We start from the raw sequence: 17,524 nt of genomic DNA, 5'->3' as shown, positions 1-17,524 counted from the left end.
ACTCGTCAGATTTCGGCCTATCATGGGCGGAAACTGCCAGTTTTTCAAACTATTTAGCCTTTTTCGTCGACTCGGTCGCCTGTTTGACCGACTCGAGTGGCGTCACCTGCATCGGCAGGTATTTCCGGGTCGCCTTGAGCTCACTCAAATAGGGGCCTTTATGCAGTTTTTCCGGCCATTTGAGCAGCATCATCGCCAGCACATTACGGTGTTCACCCAGGGCCAGCGCCGGGTTGCCTTTGGGGGAGCGAATAAAGTCCACCTCAGGATCGAAGGACTTGATGATGTGCGCCTGGGTGGCTTTCACCATGGGATGATCTTTGTCCTTGCCGGCGAGCAGATAGCTTATTCCTACTTCGGCAATAATATCGTCGGTGGCATCTCTGAGGATCCGCTGGCGGTTGGCTTCGAAGTAATCGAGGATCCAGGCGAACTCCTTGGCATCAACCGGGTGCTGATAGTATTCGCTGGCGGCGAAGATAAAGTGAGTCATGCCATAGAGCTTATTGCGATATTGTGCCTTACTGAGCTTGTCATCTTCGGCATCGGGGTAGACACGTTTGAAGGCGGCCTTGTAGTCTTCCAGGTAATCGCCAACGCCAAGTTGCTTGGCCCAGTAGACGTAGTTGACCAGCTGCGCCGCCCAGGCTTCAATCATGGCTTCGTCGGTCAGACCGTGCTGTAGATCTGTACTCTTGAGCCCTTTGAGCAACTTGTCGTGGCAGGGGCCGGTAAAACCAAACTCATTTATTCGGCTGGCGTAGCGCAGCAGCACATCGGTATAAAACAGAAATTCGGGGAAGGGTTTGAGCGCTTTTTTGCGTGCCTTGGCCCGGGGGCCATTGCCTAGTTGGGATATCGCCTTGAGCGATTCACTTTTGACAAATTCAGGGTCGTCCAGCTGGCAGGCATAGAAGCTTTGCGCTTCTGTAACCGCAAACAGATCCACCAAGGCGGCGTTGGCGTACTGCTCGTCACCTGTCATCCGATAGAGGCGGATCCCGTAATGGCCCTGCACCCTAGGGGGCAGCTGGTAGAGATGCTGCTCCAGATTCTGCTGAATGCGTTGATAAACCTCGTCAGCGCTGGGCTGGCTCTTGGCGGCCAGGGTACTGCTCATCACTCCCAGGCAGAGGGCAAGTGTCAGTTGACCGGTTCTCTTGAGTATTGGCATCGCGTATCCTCCGGATGAGTGTGGCCGCATCGGCAGCGCCAAACAGGCTTTGCAAACGGGCGGCCATAGGTTGGGCTGATTCGTTGACCAGCAAGAGATCAAATAGTTGCGCCGGGTTGCAGCCCCGGGTGTGAACATCTATCGCTTTGGCAAGTTGCTGTTGCCAGAGTCCGAGATAATAGAGCGGCCCCTGATCGCTGATGGCGCCAAAGCTGTAGCTATAGTCACTGACTTCGGGCCAGGAGCCATTAAAACTGGCTTCAAACGCCTTGTGTAGCTGTGGGTATTGGCTGTTGCCAAGGGATTCAAAGCTGGCGAGGGCCACTTTGGCGCGAAACACCTTGAGCTGCTGCTGGTATTCTTCGGCCAGTTGTTCGCGCGAGCCGGGAACCGGCTTGAGTGAGAACGTAAAGGCGCCGCTCAGATAGCGTTCCAGCCAGGCTTTGCCCACTCCGGCGCCATCCTGAGGTAACTCCAGACTGTTGTTGAGATAATAACGACCGCCACCACTGAGTTGGGCTATGGCGGCGCTCAGGGAAGAAACTGCGGTCTGATAATCTTTTAGCCTAAGTTGCTGAGGCTTAAGCACCAGCTCGCTCTGGCCGGTTTGTTGGCCGACAACGGCGCGGCGCAGCATTTTATGGCGGTTGTGTTTGCCTTCGCTGATAAGCAGTTCACCCAGCAGCCGACCATGGTGATACACCCTGAGCCAGTCGTCGTTAATCTGCTCTGTGGTCAATCCCAGCGGTTTGAGATGGTCAAACAGGGCTTTTAGTACTTCAGAGCCTTTGAGCGCGACCATTTGGGTCGAGTGGGCCTGTTGTAACTTGCGACCCAGATCCCAAGGGGCGTAATCCAGTTTTTGAGTGCTGGCATCGAGAAACCTGGCCACATCGCTTGGCGTGCTCAGCAACTGAGAACTGAGGATAAAATCACTGTAGCTCGGGTAACCGTGCGCCTTGGCTTGCTCTTGTCTTAGGGCAAACACAGATGACAGCGGCAGTTGATTGCGTAGTCTGGCGCGGCCCTGATAAGTGCGCCAAACCTTGGCGCGACAATCACTATTGGCCTGTTGCATCAAGTAAGAGGCGATATTGACTGCAAAAAAGCCGGGCTTTTGGGCTGATTGAGCGGCTTCCTGCTCCGCTGAATTATCTTCGGGATTGAGAGCCTGTTGCATGCCGGGCAGGGCACATTGTCCCAACTCCAGCTTGAGATCGTCACTGCGCATTCCCTGACGAATGCTGGCCTGGGCGCCATGAAGACGTGCCTTTTCCTCTATGCCCAGATGTTGTTGCATCAACCAGTCCAACCTCTGGGCCAATGCCTGAAGCTGTGGCTCATCATCCTGGTTCAGTTCGGATGTCAGGCTTGTCAGCGCCGGTTCGCTCAGGAATCTATCCATGGTGTCGGCCAGTTTCAACTGACACTGCAATAACAGCTCATGCTGCGCCGCTGACAAAGGAAAACTCCGATAATAACTGAGGCGGTCATTGATATTGTGCAGCCCGAGGGTTTGCCGCTCCAGCAGCTGCAGATCCTGAAATTCAGGTTGAAAATTGCTGCTGTATTCGACACATTGAGCCGTCAGCAAGGGGACAGCATTAGACGCGGCCAGGGCGGGGGAAATGCCCGAGGCCATTGTCGATGCCAGCAGCGAAGCCAACACCGACAGTGGCAGCCTGGACTTGAGGCGAGACGGACTCAGGCCGGAGTTAGCGGCTGGCAAAGTGCTTCTTGGCATAAGCGACCCGTTCTTCCACTGACATGGGTTTGCCCGTCATTCTTTCCACATGCTGCAACCTTGGCAATATCCCCATGCCATTGGCTATCTGGATGGCAAGCCCGGGACGGGCGTTGAGCTCCAGCAGCAGTGGTCCCTTGTTTTGATCCAGTACCATATCGGTTCCCAGATACCCCAGTTCGCACATCTCATAGGCACTTGAGGCCGTGTGCAGCAAGGTGTCCCAATGGGGCACCTCGATTTCAATCAGGTTACGCCCCGTATCCGGATGCAAATCGACCGGGCGGTCAAACTGCACCGCATGCAGGCCACGGCCGGTGGCGATATCCAAGCCGACACCAACCGCGCCCTGGTGCAGGTTGGCCTTGCCATCGGAAGCGGCGGTGGACAACCTGAGCATTCCCATCACAGGAAAACCCTTGAACACTATCAGGCGGATATCCGGAACCCCTTCATAGCTGAAGCCATCGAATACGGGATCGAACTCAATCAAGCCCTCAATAATGGCCACATCCGGCTTGCCACCGAGGGAGAACAGGCCACTGAGGATATTGGAAACGTGGCGGTCGACCTCGCTCGGGGTGACTTCATTACCGTTGGGCTTATAGAAGCGACCATTCTCCACATGGGTGATCACCAAGATCCCTTTGCCGCCCGAGCCTTTGGAGGGTTTGATCACAAAGCCACTGCGATCTTTTACCTGCTCGGGAATGCTATTGATACCGTGTTGCTCGCGCACCACGCCTATCAGATCGGGCACGGCAATATCATTGGCAAGCGCCAGTTGCTTGGTGGTGAGCTTGTCGTCCACCCGTTTGTAAAACTTGCGCGGATTGTAGCGGCCAATATAGTCGATATTGCGCTTGTTCATATTCAGCACGCCAGCGCGGCGTAGCTGCCATGGCCAGGCAAAATTCATTTTATTCTCCTGCCAGTGGCTTGAAGCGCTTGAGCTCCAGCAGTCGATAACCCGTGTACTGCCCCATCAGCAGCACCAGCGCCAGGATCACCAAATGAATACCCAGGAAGTTGAACACCCAGTGCTGTACCCAAGTGGCGCTCATGGCCAGATAAGCCAGAGTGGCTACCAGAAGTGAACCGCCACCTTGCACCATCACCTCTTTGGCGCCTTCCTCTTCCCAGAGGATAGACATACGTTCAATGGTCCAGGCGAGAATGATCATCGGGAAGAAGGTGATAGTCAGGCCTTCACTGAGGCCAAACTTGTACGACAGCAGGGTAAACAGGCCTATGATACCTATCACCACTATGATAACCGCCGATATTCGCGAAATCAGCAACAGGTTCAGATGCGATAGATAGGAGCGGATCATCAAGCCAAAGGCCACAATCAGCAGGAAACCTATCAGGCCGGTCAGCAGTGTGGTCTGGATAAAGGCCAGGGCGATAAGCACAGGCATGAAGGTACCTGAAGTCTTGATGCCTATGATAACTCTAAGGAATACCACCATCAGCACTCCGATGGGGATCAGCAAAATACCCTTGAACAGGCTCTGCTCTTCCAGCGGAAGTTGATAGAGGGAAAAATCGAAGGCGCTGTTTTTGGCCATCATATCAATGGAGGTCGCCAGGGCTGAACGTGTGTCTTTCAGCATGGAGAAGTTGACCTGGGAGTTGCTGCCACCCAGTACGTCCAATACCGATTTACCGCTACGCTCCCACAGCACCATGTTTTCCGGACGGCCCTCTGTGCCTTTGACCAGATCGAACAGGTGCCATTTACCGTCCTGATAGACTTCGACAAAGGGAGACAACTGTTGCCGACGGCGCTGATCTTCCAGATACAGCCCATTGACTTCCTGAGTCGGGATACCGCGGCTGTTGAGCATATGGACAAACAGCTTGGTGGGTGAGTTAGCCGAGAGCAGCAGTTCTATATTTTGACTGCGATCACGGCCAGCAATGGCGCGCATAAGCTCGCGGGCAAAAGAGAGGTTACCGGCACTGCGGGACCAGGCTTCGTTCATGACCTGTTCGGCGGCGGCTTCCTCGGTCGCAGACCAGATATAAGGTGCCGGGGGCAGGGGTTCTTCCTGAGCCTTGAGTTCCTCACGGCCTGTGGGGATCAGGGTGACCTTGTAATAGAGATCCTGCTGGCCATTGGCTTGGCGAATAGACCAGAGCGCGCGGCGGCCCTGTTCATTGTTGCTGATGGTCAGGCCATAACCCGGGGAGGTGGCGTTTTCCATCAAGACTTCAAATGCCGGATCCTGTGGCAGAGAAAAAGAGACTTCTGCCGGGCCTCCTGTACCCTGAAAGCTTACCTTGGCATCGATTGCCCAACTCTGTACCTGCTCACCGGGCAGGAAGGGGACATTGTGCTCAATACCGCGATAAATACTGGCGCTGAGCCCAACAATAAACAGCAGAGCTACCACCAGGTAGAAAGGTTTCCGTGAATGCATTACCGCTCCTATTTATGGCTCGAAATCACTAAGTCTTTGGCTTTACCGTGCAGGTAAGCTTGGCCTACATCGACAACGGCTATGTCTTTCATAAACTTGCGGCCGAGCAGTAAAGGGTATTCGAGGTGACTGCGGTCGGTAAGGTTAAGGTCGGTTTCGGCAGCATATTTGCCTATTTTGAGGTGGGCATGGATCACCGGACGGCGATCGTCTTTTTCATCGGCCTCTTGCTTGATACGGACAAAACGCACCACCTTGGATTCGAAGGTTTTTCCCGGTGCATCCGCGCCATTGATCATCACATCGAATCTCACCCACTGGGCGCCATCGCGCTCAAACAGAATAATGTTGCGGGCATCGAGTGAAGAGGATTCGGCGCCGGTATCGATACGGGTATCGAAGCTGGCATTTAACTCATCGATAAAGACGCTCTCAACTTCGCCGAGAACATATTTGTCGCCAATGGGCGAAGCTTCACAGGGCGCAGGGACTTCAACTTCCTTGATAATTTCCTTGGGGGGCTGCTGCAGTTTCTTCACCTGCTGTTGCAGGCCTTCAAGTTGAGTATTCAAGGCATCCAGATGCTGCTGTTGTTGATTCTGAGCCTGGGCAATCACATTGACTATGCTGGCTTCCTGAGAGGCGAGGTTGGACTGCAAGGTCTGGGCGTCGACCGGCACTGGGGCATTTGCCACTTCCTGAGTGCTGGCGCAGCCGCCGGCAAGTGTTGCCATGGAGGCCATGACGGCGATTGAAATCATCTGTTTCAACATGTTGCTTCCTGTATTCTGTTTTCCAGATTGCGTCACTTATATTGGGTTCGGTGAACTCGACTTACTTAATTGCGATAAAGGTGGCCCGTTTGGGGGCGGGGTAACCTTCCACTGTTAAATTGATGTCGGTCGGATCGAGGTAATCCACCAGAGATTCGTTGCGCATCCAGGGCGTGGAGCGTTGCTCGGCCAGTGAAGTGACATCGACATCGACACAGCGAACCTCACGAAAATCGCACTTTTCAAGCCAAAGTTGCAACGCGGCAACGGACGGAATAAACCATACATTATTCATCTTGCCATATCTATCCTGGGGCACTAGTACGGCATTTTCATCACCATCTATGACCAAAGTCTCCAAAATGAGTTCACCTCCGGTTCGCAATTGATCACGCAATTGTAACAAGTGGTCAATGGGAGAGCGCCTGTGGTACAGCACCCCCATGGAGAACACAGTATCGAAGGCATCCAGTGGTGGCAGTTCTTCTATACCCAAAGGCAGCAGGTGCACCGGCGGAGTGCCGCCGGCGAGGCGTTTGACCGCTTCGAACTGGCATAAAAATAGTGAAGAGGGGTCGACACCGACCACCATTTTGGCGCCTTCACCATACATGCGCCACATGTGATAACCGCTGCCGCAACCCACGTCCAGCACAGTCCTGCCTGCCAAAGGGCTGATATGAGGAGCGACCCGCTCCCACTTCCAATCGGAGCGCCACTCGGTATCGATATGAATGCCGTGAATATGAAACGGTCCCTTGCGCCAGGGGTGCAGCAACTGCAGCAGGTTTTCCAGTTTTTCCCGTTGACCAGCAGCCAGTTGCTCACCTGAGCCAATGGTGACACTGTCTTTGAAATCCAGCCGGTCGGGGGCGGGGTAGTTGAGCTTGGCGAGCACTTTCTCCCACTTGGGCAAGGCGCCGTGCTTGTGCTCTCTTTGCCAATCGCCGAGTTTGGCTGGCAGTGTTTCCAGCCAATGCTGCAGATTGGAGTCGGCAATCTGTTGATAGAAGTTACTGAAACTGATCACTTGATAGCTACCATGGATGTGAAATTGAAGCACTGAAACCAGACACCGTAATGGGCAAAACCGGCCTGGGATAATCTGTTGTAGTGATTGTCGAGCTGATCGGGTTTCATCACGTTTTCCAGTGCGCTGCGCTTTTGGCTGATCTCCAACTCGCTATAGCCATTGGCGCGTTTGAAATCCAGATGATGTTCATCCAGTACTTGCTGGATAACTTCATCGCCGAAGCGGATTTTCTCCGACAGCACCAAGGCGCCACCGGGTCTTAAGCCGGCATATATTTTCTGGATCAGGGTATCGCGATCCTCGGGCGGCAGAAACTGCAAAGTAAAATTGAGTACCACCAAGGAGGCGTCTTCGATGGCGATATCACGAATATCACCACAAATAAGCTGCACTTGGGTATCGCTGACATAAGCATTGAGATACTCCTGGCAGCGCTCGGTCATCGCCGGTGAGTTGTCGACGGCGATAATCTCGCAGCCCTTACCTTCAATGCGCCGACGAATACTCAAAGTTGCCGCGCCAAGAGAACACCCTAAATCATAGACTTTACTGTCTTGTGTCACAAAGCGTTCGGCGAAGTCGCCAATGGTGTTGATGATCTGGCCGTAACCCGGCACAGAGCGGCGGATCATATCGCTGAATACGCCGGCTACCCTGTCATCAAAAGCAAAGTCTGAGACCTGACCGCAGTCAGTCGCATATATGGTGTCTTGAGAAGTGTTCATCTGAAATCTTGTGCGGGAAAATCAGTGGCGCATTTTAGCTAATCCCGCCTGAAAGCAGCAAGTGTGCTCTGGTAATTGACGCAAATTTTTTGTCTAATAGCTCGGGAATAACAAAATAATTACATCGCCTTACCAGGAAATAAGCACTTGAAATCGCTGACCTCTCTTTTGAGTCTATTGTGTGTGCTCGTATGTCTGCCGCTGGACGCGGCCAATCAAACGGTTTCTCCCGCCAAGCCACTCGTTATCGTGATGGGGGAGGACAGTTATCCCTACCAATTTGTTGATGATACCGGCCAGCCTCAGGGGATATTGGTTGACCTTTGGCAGGAATGGAGCCGGGTCAATCAAAGGCCCATCACACTGGTGGCGCGGCACTGGGACGATTCCCTGAAGCAGCTTAAAGAAGGCAAGGCGGATGTGCATCTGGCGTTGGCGCTGACCCCGGAGCGCGAAGCCGAGTTTGAATTTGCCAAGCCCATCAGTCGTATTGATACCTACCTCTATCTGCACTCTGAACTGAGGCACAAGGATAGCTTTGATAAACTGCTGCCGTACCGGATAGGAATAGTCAAAGGCTCGTCCCACGAATCGGATCTTAAGGCGTTGGAACCCGGACTGGCATTTACCTTCTATCCCGGACGTAATGCGTTGCTCAACGCCGTATCCGCAGGAGAAATCAAAGCGTTTGCCGGCATGGATGGTTATCTTCGTGACCGGCAGTTGGCGCGCAGTATTGCCCAGCAATATCCCACCGCCAATCGGATGCTGATCAAGCATTCACAAGTGGCACCGGCTGTTGCCAAGGGCAAGCAGGCCTTAGTGGCCGAAATCGATAGTGGCTTTGCCCAGATCACTCCTGAGTTTATCATCCAGACCCAGAGGCGCTGGCTGGGTTATCATGCCGAACAGCATGGGATCACGGTTGCCATGCCACTGAATATGGAGCCGTTTTCCGATCTTGGCCCGGATGGTTTACCCCATGGCCTGTATGTGGATATCTGGCACAAATGGTCTGCCAAAACCGGAGTACCGGTGGAGTTTGTTGCCGGTAGCATGAACAGTACTCTGGAGCAGGTCAAACAGGGTATTGTCGACGCCCATATAGGCTACCCGGAAAGTGATGACCTCAGCTCAGGACTCAAACGTGCCTGGCACTTACACACCCAAAGCAGCCGTCTGTTTCTCAAAGGCCAGGTGGTGGATTCGTTGGCACTTTTGGATGGCAAACGCTTAGGCATTTTCCCATCATCGCCCTATATCACAGAGCTGAAACAGGCCTTGCCCAAGGTACAGCTCAAGTATTTTGACTCTCTCGATGCCATGATCAACGCCGCCGACCGTGGCGATATCTCAGGCTTTGTCTCGCCCTCGGCCTGGACGCAGCACTATCTGTTGACTCATGGACTCTGGGCCGGTTACCAACAAGCACAAGCCTTGCAGTTCAGCTCAGATATCTATGTATTGACACGCCGCCAGGATGAGGGCCTGACCCAAAGGCTCATCGCCGGCTTTAATCTGCTGACCCGCAATGAGTTGGCGGCGCTGGAAAACAAATGGATGCTCAATAGTGACGATCATGTTTACAGCAGGGAGCAGAGTCGGCTGCCATTGACTCAGGCCGAGCTGGGCTATCTTGATAGTTTGCCCGAGCTTAAAGTGGGCTATCTCAAGGATTGGCCACCCTTTGAATTCAAGGATGAGCAGGGGCAGTTTGCTGGAATTAACGCCGATGTGATGACCAGGGTGGCGCAGCAGTTGGGGCTAAAACTGCTGCCCGTGGCTTTCGATGAGTGGCGCGATCTTCTCAAGGCGCTTGGCAGCGGCGAAGTGGCGATGGCGGCCAGTCTGGCGGCGAGAGATGAACAAAATGTCACGCTGGCTTTTTCTGATGGTTATTGGCCATCGCCCTGGGCCATGGTGTCTACTGCCGAACATTTGAATCTTTATAGCTTGGGGCAACTCAATGGCCAGCGGGTGGCGATTGTCGAAGGCTATCAGCTCGCCGGTGAACTCATGGCCAAGAGCCAGGGCATAAGCCCAGTGTTGGTGCCCGGTATGCGTGAAGGATTGGAGGCGGTTAATCAGGGAAGGGCGGATCTCTTTATCGATAAAGTGGTATCGCTGGCCTCGGCACTTTCTACCGGGCAATATCCGGCGCTGAAGATGAACCTGATAACCGACATGGCCGATCAAAAGAGCCATATTGGTGTCACACCCGGCTATAAACCCTTGGTGCCTTTGATTAATCGGGTAATAAGCGGTATAGATGACAGCCAACGGCAAAGGATCCATGAAAAATGGGTTGGCACTGTGATCACCGATAAGAGTCAACAATATAAGACATGGCTGGGCTATTTTCTGCTGGCACTCTTGATTGCACTGTTTATTGTGCTGCTGGTGTTGCAACTCAATCGGCGCCTCAGTCGGGAAATTACCCTAAGGCGTGAGGCAGAGCTCAAGATGGCACACCTTGCCAATCACGATCCGCTCACCGGCTTACCCAACAGGGCATTGCTCGATGACAGGCTGGAGCAGGCGTTTTTGCAACATGCCAGAGAGCAGGAGCGTTTTGCGGTGCTGTTTTTGGATGTCGATGGCTTCAAAGCCATTAACGATACCTATGGTCATGAGGTGGGTGACAGAATGTTGGTGCTGGTCACCCAGCGCCTGGCCGCCGTGATCCGCAAATCTGATACACTGGTGCGCTTTGGCGGTGACGAGTTTGTGGTGATCCTCAATAGAATTCAGGATTTCGATGCCGTCTGTCAGGTGGCGGATAATTTGATCCAATCGCTTGCTGGGCCACTCAAGTGGCAAAACATCAGTGTACAGCTGTCGCTCAGTGTCGGGATCAGCGTGTATCCGGTGGATGGCGACAACGCCATCGAACTGCTCAAACGGGCCGATCAACTCATGTATCGCGCCAAAGAGAGTGGCGGCAGTTGTTATCGTAGTGCCTGATTGTTGTTATTTTGAACGCTCGTGCCTTGACCTGGTTTCAGCCACTGGTCAAAGGGAGCAAACTGTTTGATACTTCACCGTCTGAAAGTGAAGTACTTTGGTAAGCGGCAGATTTTCTCTATAATGCCGCTCTTATCGTGTTGAATCGTTCCAGAGCTCAGCAGGCCGGAATAAAGGATATAAAGCAGATGCGCAGTCATTATTGTGGGGACGTAAACAAGTCCCACGTTGGACAAGAAGTGACCCTGGTGGGTTGGGTGAACCGTAGCCGCGACTTGGGTGGTGTGGTGTTTTTGGATCTCCGGGATCGTGAAGGACTGATCCAGGTAGTATATGACCCGGACTTGCCTGAGGTTTTCGATGTCGCCAGCACACTGCGCAACGAATTCTGTGTCCAGGTGAAAGGTGTGGTCAGAGCCCGTCCCGACAGCCAGGTCAACGCTCATATGCGTACCGGCGAAATCGAGGTGCTGGGTAAGGAACTGACCATAATCAACGCCGCTGACCCTCTGCCGCTGAGTATGGATAACTTCCAGAACAACAGCGAAGAGCAGCGTCTCAAGTATCGCTATCTGGACCTGCGTCGTCCGGAAATGGCCCAGCGACTGATTTTCCGTGCCAAGGTCACCAGTGCCGTGCGTCGTTTTATGGACAGCAATGGTTTTTTGGATATCGAAACCCCCATTCTGACCAAGGCCACGCCGGAAGGCGCCCGTGACTATCTGGTGCCAAGCCGCACTTACAAGGGGCAGTTTTTCGCCTTGCCTCAGTCGCCTCAGCTGTTCAAACAGCTGTTGATGATGTCAGGTTTCGACCGTTACTACCAAATCGTCAAGTGCTTCCGCGATGAAGACTTGCGCGCCGACCGTCAGCCTGAATTTACCCAGATTGATATCGAAACCTCTTTCATGAGCTCTGAGCAGGTGATGCAAAAGACCGAGGAGATGGTGCGCGGTCTGTTCCTCGAACTGCTCAACGTGGACCTGGGTGAATTCCCGACCATGACCTATGCCGAAGCCATGCGCCGTTTCGGTTCCGACAAGCCGGATCTGCGTAACCCGCTGGAACTGGTGGACGTGGCCGATCTGGTCAAGGATGTTGAGTTTGCGGTATTCAACGGCCCGGCCAACGATGTTGAAGGCCGTGTGGCGGTTATCCGGGTGCCTGGTGGTGCCGAGCTGTCCCGTAAGCAGATAGACGACTACACCAAGTATGTCGGTATCTATGGCGCCCGCGGTCTGGCCTGGATGAAGGTCAACGATCTGGCTGCCGGCATGGAAGGCATTCAGTCACCTGTGCTCAAGTTCCTCAATGAAGATATCGTCAAGGCGCTGCTGGAACGCACCGGCGCGCAAAGCGGCGATATCATTCTGTTTGGTGCTGACAAGGCCAACGTGGTTGCCGAAGCCATGGGCGCGCTGCGTCTGAAGCTGGGTGAAGATTTCAACCTGCTCCAGGGCGATTGGGCACCGCTGTGGGTGGTGGACTTCCCTATGTTCGAGAAGGCCGATGGTCGCCTGTACGCAGTGCACCATCCGTTTACCGCGCCGCGGGGCGTGACTCCGGCCGAGCTGGAAGCCAACCCGGCCGAGACGGTATCCGACGCTTATGATATGGTACTTAACGGTACCGAACTCGGTGGCGGCTCTGTACGTATCCATAATCAGGAGATGCAGGCCACAGTATTCCGTATTCTCGGGATCACAGATGAAGAAGCCAAAGAAAAATTCGGCTTCCTGCTGGAAGCGCTGCGCTACGGCACACCACCGCACGCTGGTTTGGCCTTCGGTCTCGACCGTCTGGTAATGCTGATGACAGGCGCCAGCTCGATTCGTGACGTGATGGCGTTCCCGAAAACCACTACCGCAGCCTGCCCGCTGACGAATGCACCGGGTGAGGCCAATCCACAACAACTGGTGGAATTGGGTATCAAGGTTGCTGAAAAGGCGGCCGACAAAGCTGAAGTCTGAAGGACTGAGCTTGAAGTCATAAAAGTGTGAATCAAACCGGGGCATAAGCCTCGGTCTGTTTTTTTACCGGTTTGAATTTAAACCGGTATTGAGAGGAGATATACCTATGGCAGGTCATAGTAAATGGGCCAACATCAAACACCGCAAGGCCGCTCAGGATGCCAAGCGCGGTAAACTGTTCACCAAACTTATCCGCGAGCTGACAGTATCAGCCCGCGAAGGTGGCTCAGATCCGGACTCTAACCCCCGTTTACGTGCCGCTATCGACAAAGCGCTGTCCAACAACATGACCCGTGACACAGTCGATCGTGCGGTTAAGCGCGGTGCTGGTGAGCTCGACGGCCAGGCGCTGGAAACCGTAGTTTATGAAGGTTATGGCCCAGGCGGCACCGCCGTTATGGTCGAGTGCATGACAGACAACCGCAACCGCACTGTGACCGGCGTACGTAATGCCTTCAATAAGTCCGGTGGCAACCTGGGGACAGACGGCTCAGTGGCGTATCTGTTCACCAAGCAGGGCGTTATCAGCTACGAAGAGGGCGTTGATGAGGATGCCATCATGGAAGCCGCGCTGGAAGCCGGCGCCGAGGATGTGGTCAGCAATGATGACGGCTCTGTGGATGTATACACTGCACCTGCCGATTTCGGTGCGGTAAAAGATGCGCTGGATGCCATTGGGGTTGAAGCGGTGAATGCTGAAGTGACCATGGTGCCATCGACCAAGGCCGATCTGGATGAAGATACCGCCGCCAAGTTCCTGCGTCTTATCGACACACTGGAAGATCACGACGACGTTCAGGAAGTTTATCACAACGCGGAAATTGCCGATGATGTGATGGAACGCCTCGGCTGATAAGGCGGACTATGGCGATTATTTTGGGTGTTGACCCTGGCTCGCGGATCACTGGCTACGGCGTGATCCAGTGTCAGGGAAGACACCAGATTTACCTCGGCAGCGGTTGCATTCGCACCAGCTGCGAGGACCTTCCCTCCCGTCTCAAACAGATATTCGACGGCCTGTCGGAGATTATCCGCCAATATCAGCCGGAGCAGTTTGCCATTGAGAAAGTGTTTCTGGCCAAAAATGCCGATTCGGCGCTGAAATTGGGCCAGGCCAGAGGTGCGGCCATAGTGGCCGCCACTGCGGCGAATTTGCCGGTGGCTGAATACACGGCAACCCAGATCAAAAGCGCCGTGGTCGGGACGGGCAGGGCCCAGAAAACCCAGGTACAACACATGATCCAGCAGCTGCTCAAACTGCCGGCCGCCCCGCAGGCGGATGCGGCAGATGCGCTCGCCGTGGCCGTGTGTCATTATCATACTTGCCAGAGTCTGGTTGCCCTCGGCGGCCGGGCAACGGCTCGCAGCTATGGAAGATACAGATGATAGGGCGTTTACAGGGGATATTGCTGGAAAAGCAAGCTCCGGAAGTGTTGTTGGATGTGCATGGCGTGGGCTATGAACTGCAGATGCCGCTGACCAGCTTTTATGAGCTGCCGGAACTGCAACAGAGCGCCACTCTCTATACCCACTTTGTGGTGCGTGAAGATGCTCAGCTGCTGTATGGCTTCATTACCAAGCAGGAAAGAGCCCTGTTCAGATTACTTATCAAGGCCAATGGTGTCGGCCCCAAGTTGGCGCTGACCATACTGTCGGGACTGACGGCGCAGGAATTTGTCAGCTGTGTCGAGCGCGACGATATCGCCACCTTGGTCAAGCTGCCTGGGGTGGGCAAGAAGACCGCCGAGCGTTTATTGGTTGAGATGCGCGACAAGCTCAAGAGCCTGATGGAAGCCTCCAGCGGCAATGAGCGTGAGTTTGTACTCAAGTCCAACTTTACCCCGGTAGAAGCGCCCAACAGCGCCGAAGAAGATGCCATTGCAGCCTTGCTCTCTTTGGGCTATAAACCCGCCCAGGCCAGCAAAGCGGTTTCCAGCGCCTTTGTTGAAGGCATAGATTCAGAAACCCTGATCAAGGCCGCACTCAAATCCATGCTGTAACATGGAGCGGATAACTGAGGAATGAAGGTAAAGGCATGATAGAGGCCGACAGACTGATCCAACCCCAAGGCTCTCCTCAGGAGGAGCTTATCGATCGGGCGATGCGTCCCAAGTTGCTGGACGAGTATACAGGTCAGAATGAGGCACGCGCTCAGCTCAAGGTGTTTATTCAAGCCGCCAAAAACCGCCAGGAAGCCTTGGATCACATGTTGATCTACGGCCCGCCGGGGCTTGGCAAGACTACCTTGGCAATGATAGTGGCCAATGAGATGGGGGTGAATATCAAGTCCACCTCTGGGCCAGTGCTGGAAAAAGCCGGCGATCTGGCGGCATTGCTGACCAATCTCGAGCCGGGCGATGTCCTGTTTATCGATGAAATTCACCGTCTCAGCCCTGTGGTGGAAGAAATTCTCTATCCGGCGATGGAAGACTATCAGCTGGATATCATGATAGGCGAGGGCCCGGCGGCCCGTTCCATCAAACTGGACTTGCCGCCATTTACCCTGGTGGGCGCCACCACCCGCGCCGGTGCGCTGACTTCCCCGTTAAGGGCTCGTTTCGGGATCCCGCTGCGACTTGAGTTTTACAATGTCGATGACCTCAGCACGATAGTTGCCCGCTCTGCCAAGATGTTGGAACTGCAGATGGACTCTGACGGCGCCAGGGAAATCGCCCGCCGTGCCCGCGGAACCCCGCGGATCGCCAACCGCCTGCTCAGACGGGTGCGTGATTTTGCCGAGGTGAAACACGATGGCCGGATCACCAAGTCGGTGGCCGAGCAAGCGCTGGATATGCTGGATGTGGACGGCGAAGGCTTCGATTACATGGACCGCAAGTTGCTGCTGGCGATCATCGACAAGTTTATGGGGGGGCCTGTGGGGCTCGACAACCTGGCGGCGGCCATAGGCGAAGAGCGGGAAACCATAGAGGATGTGCTGGAGCCATTTCTTATTCAGCAAGGTTTTATCCAGCGTACTCCTAGGGGCAGGATAGCCACAGCCAGGGCCTACAGCCATTTTGAGATGATAAAACCCGAATAACGCACCGGCCAAAGTCGTAAGGCAGAATGGGAATAAGACAAAAAAGCGGTAGCTGAAAGGTGGCCGCTTTTTTTGTGATTTTGGAAAAACGTCGAGGCTAGGACAGCAAACTTTTCTTGATAAGCTCGGCCAGGTGCTCGGGCGCTTCCAAAGGCAACATATGGGTAGCGTCTTTCACCACTCTTAGCCAGGCACTCTCAACTAGGCTTGAGGTCTGCTCACTGACCAAGCAATAACTCTCCCTCTATGGGGAAGAATTCGCTGGCAGCATTGATCAGAGCCAGCGAAGTTAATTCGGGAACGGCGTAAACCTCAACCCGCTTGCCTTTTTGACCTAGCTTTTCGGCCAACAGGGCAAAATCGCCGTCACCGGACAGCAGCACTATGGTGTCCGCTGCATCGGCATATTCCAGCGCATCTATGGTAATTCCCACATCCCAGTCGCCTTTGGCTGAGCCATCGGCGCGTTGGATAAAGGGTTTGAGTTTCACCTCAAAGCCGATGGCCCGCAGGATATTTTGAAATTCCCGTTGCTTCTTATCGCCCCTGTCTATGGCGTAGGCGAAGGCTTTAACCAACTGCCGGTTCTGGGTGACTCTGGACCAGAGCCGGTTATAGTCAAGATTGCACCCGAGCGCTTGTCTGGTGGTGTAGTAGACGTTTTGCACGTCAACCAAGATCAATACTCTGCCTCGCTGCTCACTCATAACAGGTGTTCCTTCTCTTCAGGGCGCTAACTTTTGTCGGCAACAGCGTTTTCTGAGCCACTTTCAGTGTCATAGGCCTGTCAGCTGCATGCTATATTCTCTGTGGCCTGTGTTGGCGCAGGTTTGTTCGCCAATAATCACAGCCCCCTTGCGTTGGTAAAAATCGACACTGGCCTGGTTGTCGCAATAAACACTCAAGGTCAGTTGTTCTCTTTGCTGTCTGGCGTGCTCGAGTAAGCGACTGCCAATTCCTAATCCCTGCATAGCAGGTTTGACAAACAAAGCCGCCAGGCTGTTCTCGTAGAGAGAATAAAACCCCAGTACTTCGGCGCCATGCTGGTAGACATAGTTCTCAGCTGCTGGAATATAGACTCGGCGCATATTATCCAGTTGGGACTGCCAAAAATCTGCGGCGATAAAATCGTGTGCGTCTATGGAGGCGGTCAACCAGATTTCCAATAGCGGATACATGTCTTCCTTGGCGAATGAACGGATCATATGACTTCCCTGTGGATTATTTACATCGAATATGGATCTTAAGGCGATTGCTACCCTGATGGATTCAAGGGCTCGGCAAGTACCGATACCAGGGCAGGATAACAAAGCGGATCGGCTAAAAAAATGATAAATGGCTCAAAGTGTTACTTTTTATCGTTTCAATCCGGCCAGCATTGCCGGTGTTTTGTCGGCCGTTGGGGCATTTAACCGTGGCAATAAAGGCTTGGTAAAAAATTTACACTGTTATTCTGGCAGTTAACCGGCACTAAGCCAAAAGTGGATTACACTTTAAATCAGACATAGCGTACTGTAATGAAAGTACTTGATGCCGGGTTAAGTTGCCGCAGTAGTTACAGCTAACCAATGGCTGTCCGTTGTTAGCTGTGGGTGGATACAGCCCAGGATAAACAGTACTGAGTACCGGGCAGGGGAAACGGTCTCCTGCAGGTTTTGTCCAGACAATGATGCGG

Annotated in this window: 15 protein-coding genes; 6 read left to right on the top strand and 9 right to left on the bottom strand. The window is 53.8% G+C overall.

The features are described 5' to 3' along the window. Positions 1-49 precede the first annotated feature (49 nt). From K5621_RS10600 to cmoA, 7 genes are all read right to left on the bottom strand, one after another. Positions 50-1,120, bottom strand: coding sequence for a DUF3541 domain-containing protein (locus K5621_RS10600; protein ID WP_245003061.1), 1,071 nt, complete (start codon positions 1,118-1,120; stop codon positions 50-52). Further along, positions 1,080-2,918: a M3 family metallopeptidase gene (locus K5621_RS10595; RefSeq protein WP_221049213.1), complete on the bottom strand. Its 1,839-nt coding sequence runs from the start codon at positions 2,916-2,918 to the stop codon at positions 1,080-1,082. Before K5621_RS10595 ends, K5621_RS10600 begins: the two co-directional genes overlap by 41 nt. Continuing rightward, positions 2,890-3,837, bottom strand: a complete 948-nt coding sequence (locus tag K5621_RS10590; protein ID WP_039032903.1) for an alpha-L-glutamate ligase-like protein — start codon at positions 3,835-3,837, stop codon at positions 2,890-2,892. Before K5621_RS10590 ends, K5621_RS10595 begins: the two co-directional genes overlap by 29 nt. Position 3,838: 1 nt before the next feature. After that, positions 3,839-5,344, bottom strand: coding sequence for an inactive transglutaminase family protein (locus K5621_RS10585; protein ID WP_100143741.1), 1,506 nt, complete (start codon positions 5,342-5,344; stop codon positions 3,839-3,841). A gap of 8 nt (positions 5,345-5,352) precedes the next feature. Then, positions 5,353-6,117: an ATP-dependent zinc protease family protein gene (locus tag K5621_RS10580; protein WP_100143740.1), complete on the bottom strand. Its 765-nt coding sequence runs from the start codon at positions 6,115-6,117 to the stop codon at positions 5,353-5,355. Positions 6,118-6,178: 61 nt separating this feature from the next. Continuing rightward, positions 6,179-7,147, bottom strand: a complete 969-nt coding sequence (gene cmoB, locus K5621_RS10575) for a tRNA 5-methoxyuridine(34)/uridine 5-oxyacetic acid(34) synthase CmoB (RefSeq protein ID WP_100143739.1) — start codon at positions 7,145-7,147, stop codon at positions 6,179-6,181. Continuing rightward, positions 7,144-7,875, bottom strand: coding sequence for a carboxy-S-adenosyl-L-methionine synthase CmoA (gene cmoA, locus K5621_RS10570; RefSeq protein ID WP_071237650.1), 732 nt, complete (start codon positions 7,873-7,875; stop codon positions 7,144-7,146). The genes cmoB and cmoA overlap by 4 nt, the downstream gene beginning before the upstream one ends. Before the next feature lie 147 nt (positions 7,876-8,022). Between cmoA and K5621_RS10565 the strand changes: the two genes are divergently transcribed. The 6 genes from K5621_RS10565 (at position 8,023) to ruvB (ending at position 15,849) form a co-directional block, all read left to right on the top strand. Continuing rightward, on the top strand, positions 8,023-10,839 hold the full coding sequence (locus K5621_RS10565) for a diguanylate cyclase domain-containing protein (RefSeq protein ID WP_245003060.1): 2,817 nt from the start codon (positions 8,023-8,025) through the stop codon (positions 10,837-10,839). 188 nt (positions 10,840-11,027) lie between these two features. Continuing rightward, positions 11,028-12,809 carry an aspartate--tRNA ligase gene (aspS, locus tag K5621_RS10560; protein WP_221049212.1) on the top strand — a complete coding sequence of 594 codons (1,782 nt, stop codon included), beginning with the start codon at positions 11,028-11,030 and terminating at the stop codon, positions 12,807-12,809. 106 nt (positions 12,810-12,915) lie between these two features. Further along, the gene (locus tag K5621_RS10555) at positions 12,916-13,662 is read left to right on the top strand and encodes a YebC/PmpR family DNA-binding transcriptional regulator (RefSeq protein WP_039032909.1); all 747 of its coding nucleotides are present in this window, start codon (positions 12,916-12,918) and stop codon (positions 13,660-13,662) included. Positions 13,663-13,673: 11 nt separating this feature from the next. Continuing rightward, entirely contained in the window at positions 13,674-14,195 is a 522-nt protein-coding gene (gene ruvC, locus K5621_RS10550) for a crossover junction endodeoxyribonuclease RuvC (protein ID WP_100143737.1), read from the top strand. After that, positions 14,192-14,809, top strand: a complete 618-nt coding sequence (gene ruvA / locus K5621_RS10545; RefSeq protein WP_100143736.1) for a Holliday junction branch migration protein RuvA — start codon at positions 14,192-14,194, stop codon at positions 14,807-14,809. The genes ruvC and ruvA overlap by 4 nt, the downstream gene beginning before the upstream one ends. A 35-nt stretch (positions 14,810-14,844) precedes the next feature. After that, positions 14,845-15,849: a Holliday junction branch migration DNA helicase RuvB gene (gene ruvB, locus K5621_RS10540; RefSeq protein ID WP_100143735.1), complete on the top strand. Its 1,005-nt coding sequence runs from the start codon at positions 14,845-14,847 to the stop codon at positions 15,847-15,849. 218 nt (positions 15,850-16,067) lie between these two features. On the opposite strand, the gene K5621_RS10535 is transcribed toward ruvB, so the two are convergent. Together K5621_RS10535 and K5621_RS10530 are read right to left on the bottom strand one after the other, a co-directional pair. Further along, complete coding sequence (locus K5621_RS10535) at positions 16,068-16,556, bottom strand: LabA-like NYN domain-containing protein (protein WP_221049211.1); 489 nt, start codon at positions 16,554-16,556, stop codon at positions 16,068-16,070. A 69-nt stretch (positions 16,557-16,625) separates the two neighbouring features. Next, the gene (locus K5621_RS10530) at positions 16,626-17,054 is read right to left on the bottom strand and encodes a GNAT family N-acetyltransferase (protein WP_221049210.1); all 429 of its coding nucleotides are present in this window, start codon (positions 17,052-17,054) and stop codon (positions 16,626-16,628) included. Between the last annotated feature and the right edge of the window lie 470 nt (positions 17,055-17,524).

The sequence above is a fragment of the Shewanella carassii genome (assembly GCF_019670705.1).
Lineage (GTDB): Bacteria > Pseudomonadota > Gammaproteobacteria > Enterobacterales > Shewanellaceae > Shewanella > Shewanella carassii.
This window is presented reverse-complemented; position numbering and strand designations above follow the sequence as displayed.

Coding starts and splice junctions, on each gene's coding strand:
- K5621_RS10600 (WP_245003061.1), bottom strand. CDS start 1,120: ATGAGCAGTACCCTGGCCGCCAAGAGCCAGCCCAGCGCTGACGAGGTT.
- K5621_RS10595 (WP_221049213.1), bottom strand. CDS start 2,918: ATGCCAAGAAGCACTTTGCCAGCCGCTAACTCCGGCCTGAGTCCGTCT.
- K5621_RS10590 (WP_039032903.1), bottom strand. CDS start 3,837: ATGAATTTTGCCTGGCCATGGCAGCTACGCCGCGCTGGCGTGCTGAAT.
- K5621_RS10585 (WP_100143741.1), bottom strand. CDS start 5,344: ATGCATTCACGGAAACCTTTCTACCTGGTGGTAGCTCTGCTGTTTATT.
- K5621_RS10580 (WP_100143740.1), bottom strand. CDS start 6,117: ATGTTGAAACAGATGATTTCAATCGCCGTCATGGCCTCCATGGCAACA.
- cmoA (WP_071237650.1), bottom strand. CDS start 7,875: ATGAACACTTCTCAAGACACCATATATGCGACTGACTGCGGTCAGGTC.
- aspS (WP_221049212.1), top strand. CDS start 11,028: ATGCGCAGTCATTATTGTGGGGACGTAAACAAGTCCCACGTTGGACAA.
- K5621_RS10555 (WP_039032909.1), top strand. CDS start 12,916: ATGGCAGGTCATAGTAAATGGGCCAACATCAAACACCGCAAGGCCGCT.
- ruvC (WP_100143737.1), top strand. CDS start 13,674: ATGGCGATTATTTTGGGTGTTGACCCTGGCTCGCGGATCACTGGCTAC.
- ruvA (WP_100143736.1), top strand. CDS start 14,192: ATGATAGGGCGTTTACAGGGGATATTGCTGGAAAAGCAAGCTCCGGAA.
- ruvB (WP_100143735.1), top strand. CDS start 14,845: ATGATAGAGGCCGACAGACTGATCCAACCCCAAGGCTCTCCTCAGGAG.
- K5621_RS10535 (WP_221049211.1), bottom strand. CDS start 16,556: ATGAGTGAGCAGCGAGGCAGAGTATTGATCTTGGTTGACGTGCAAAAC.
- K5621_RS10530 (WP_221049210.1), bottom strand. CDS start 17,054: ATGATCCGTTCATTCGCCAAGGAAGACATGTATCCGCTATTGGAAATC.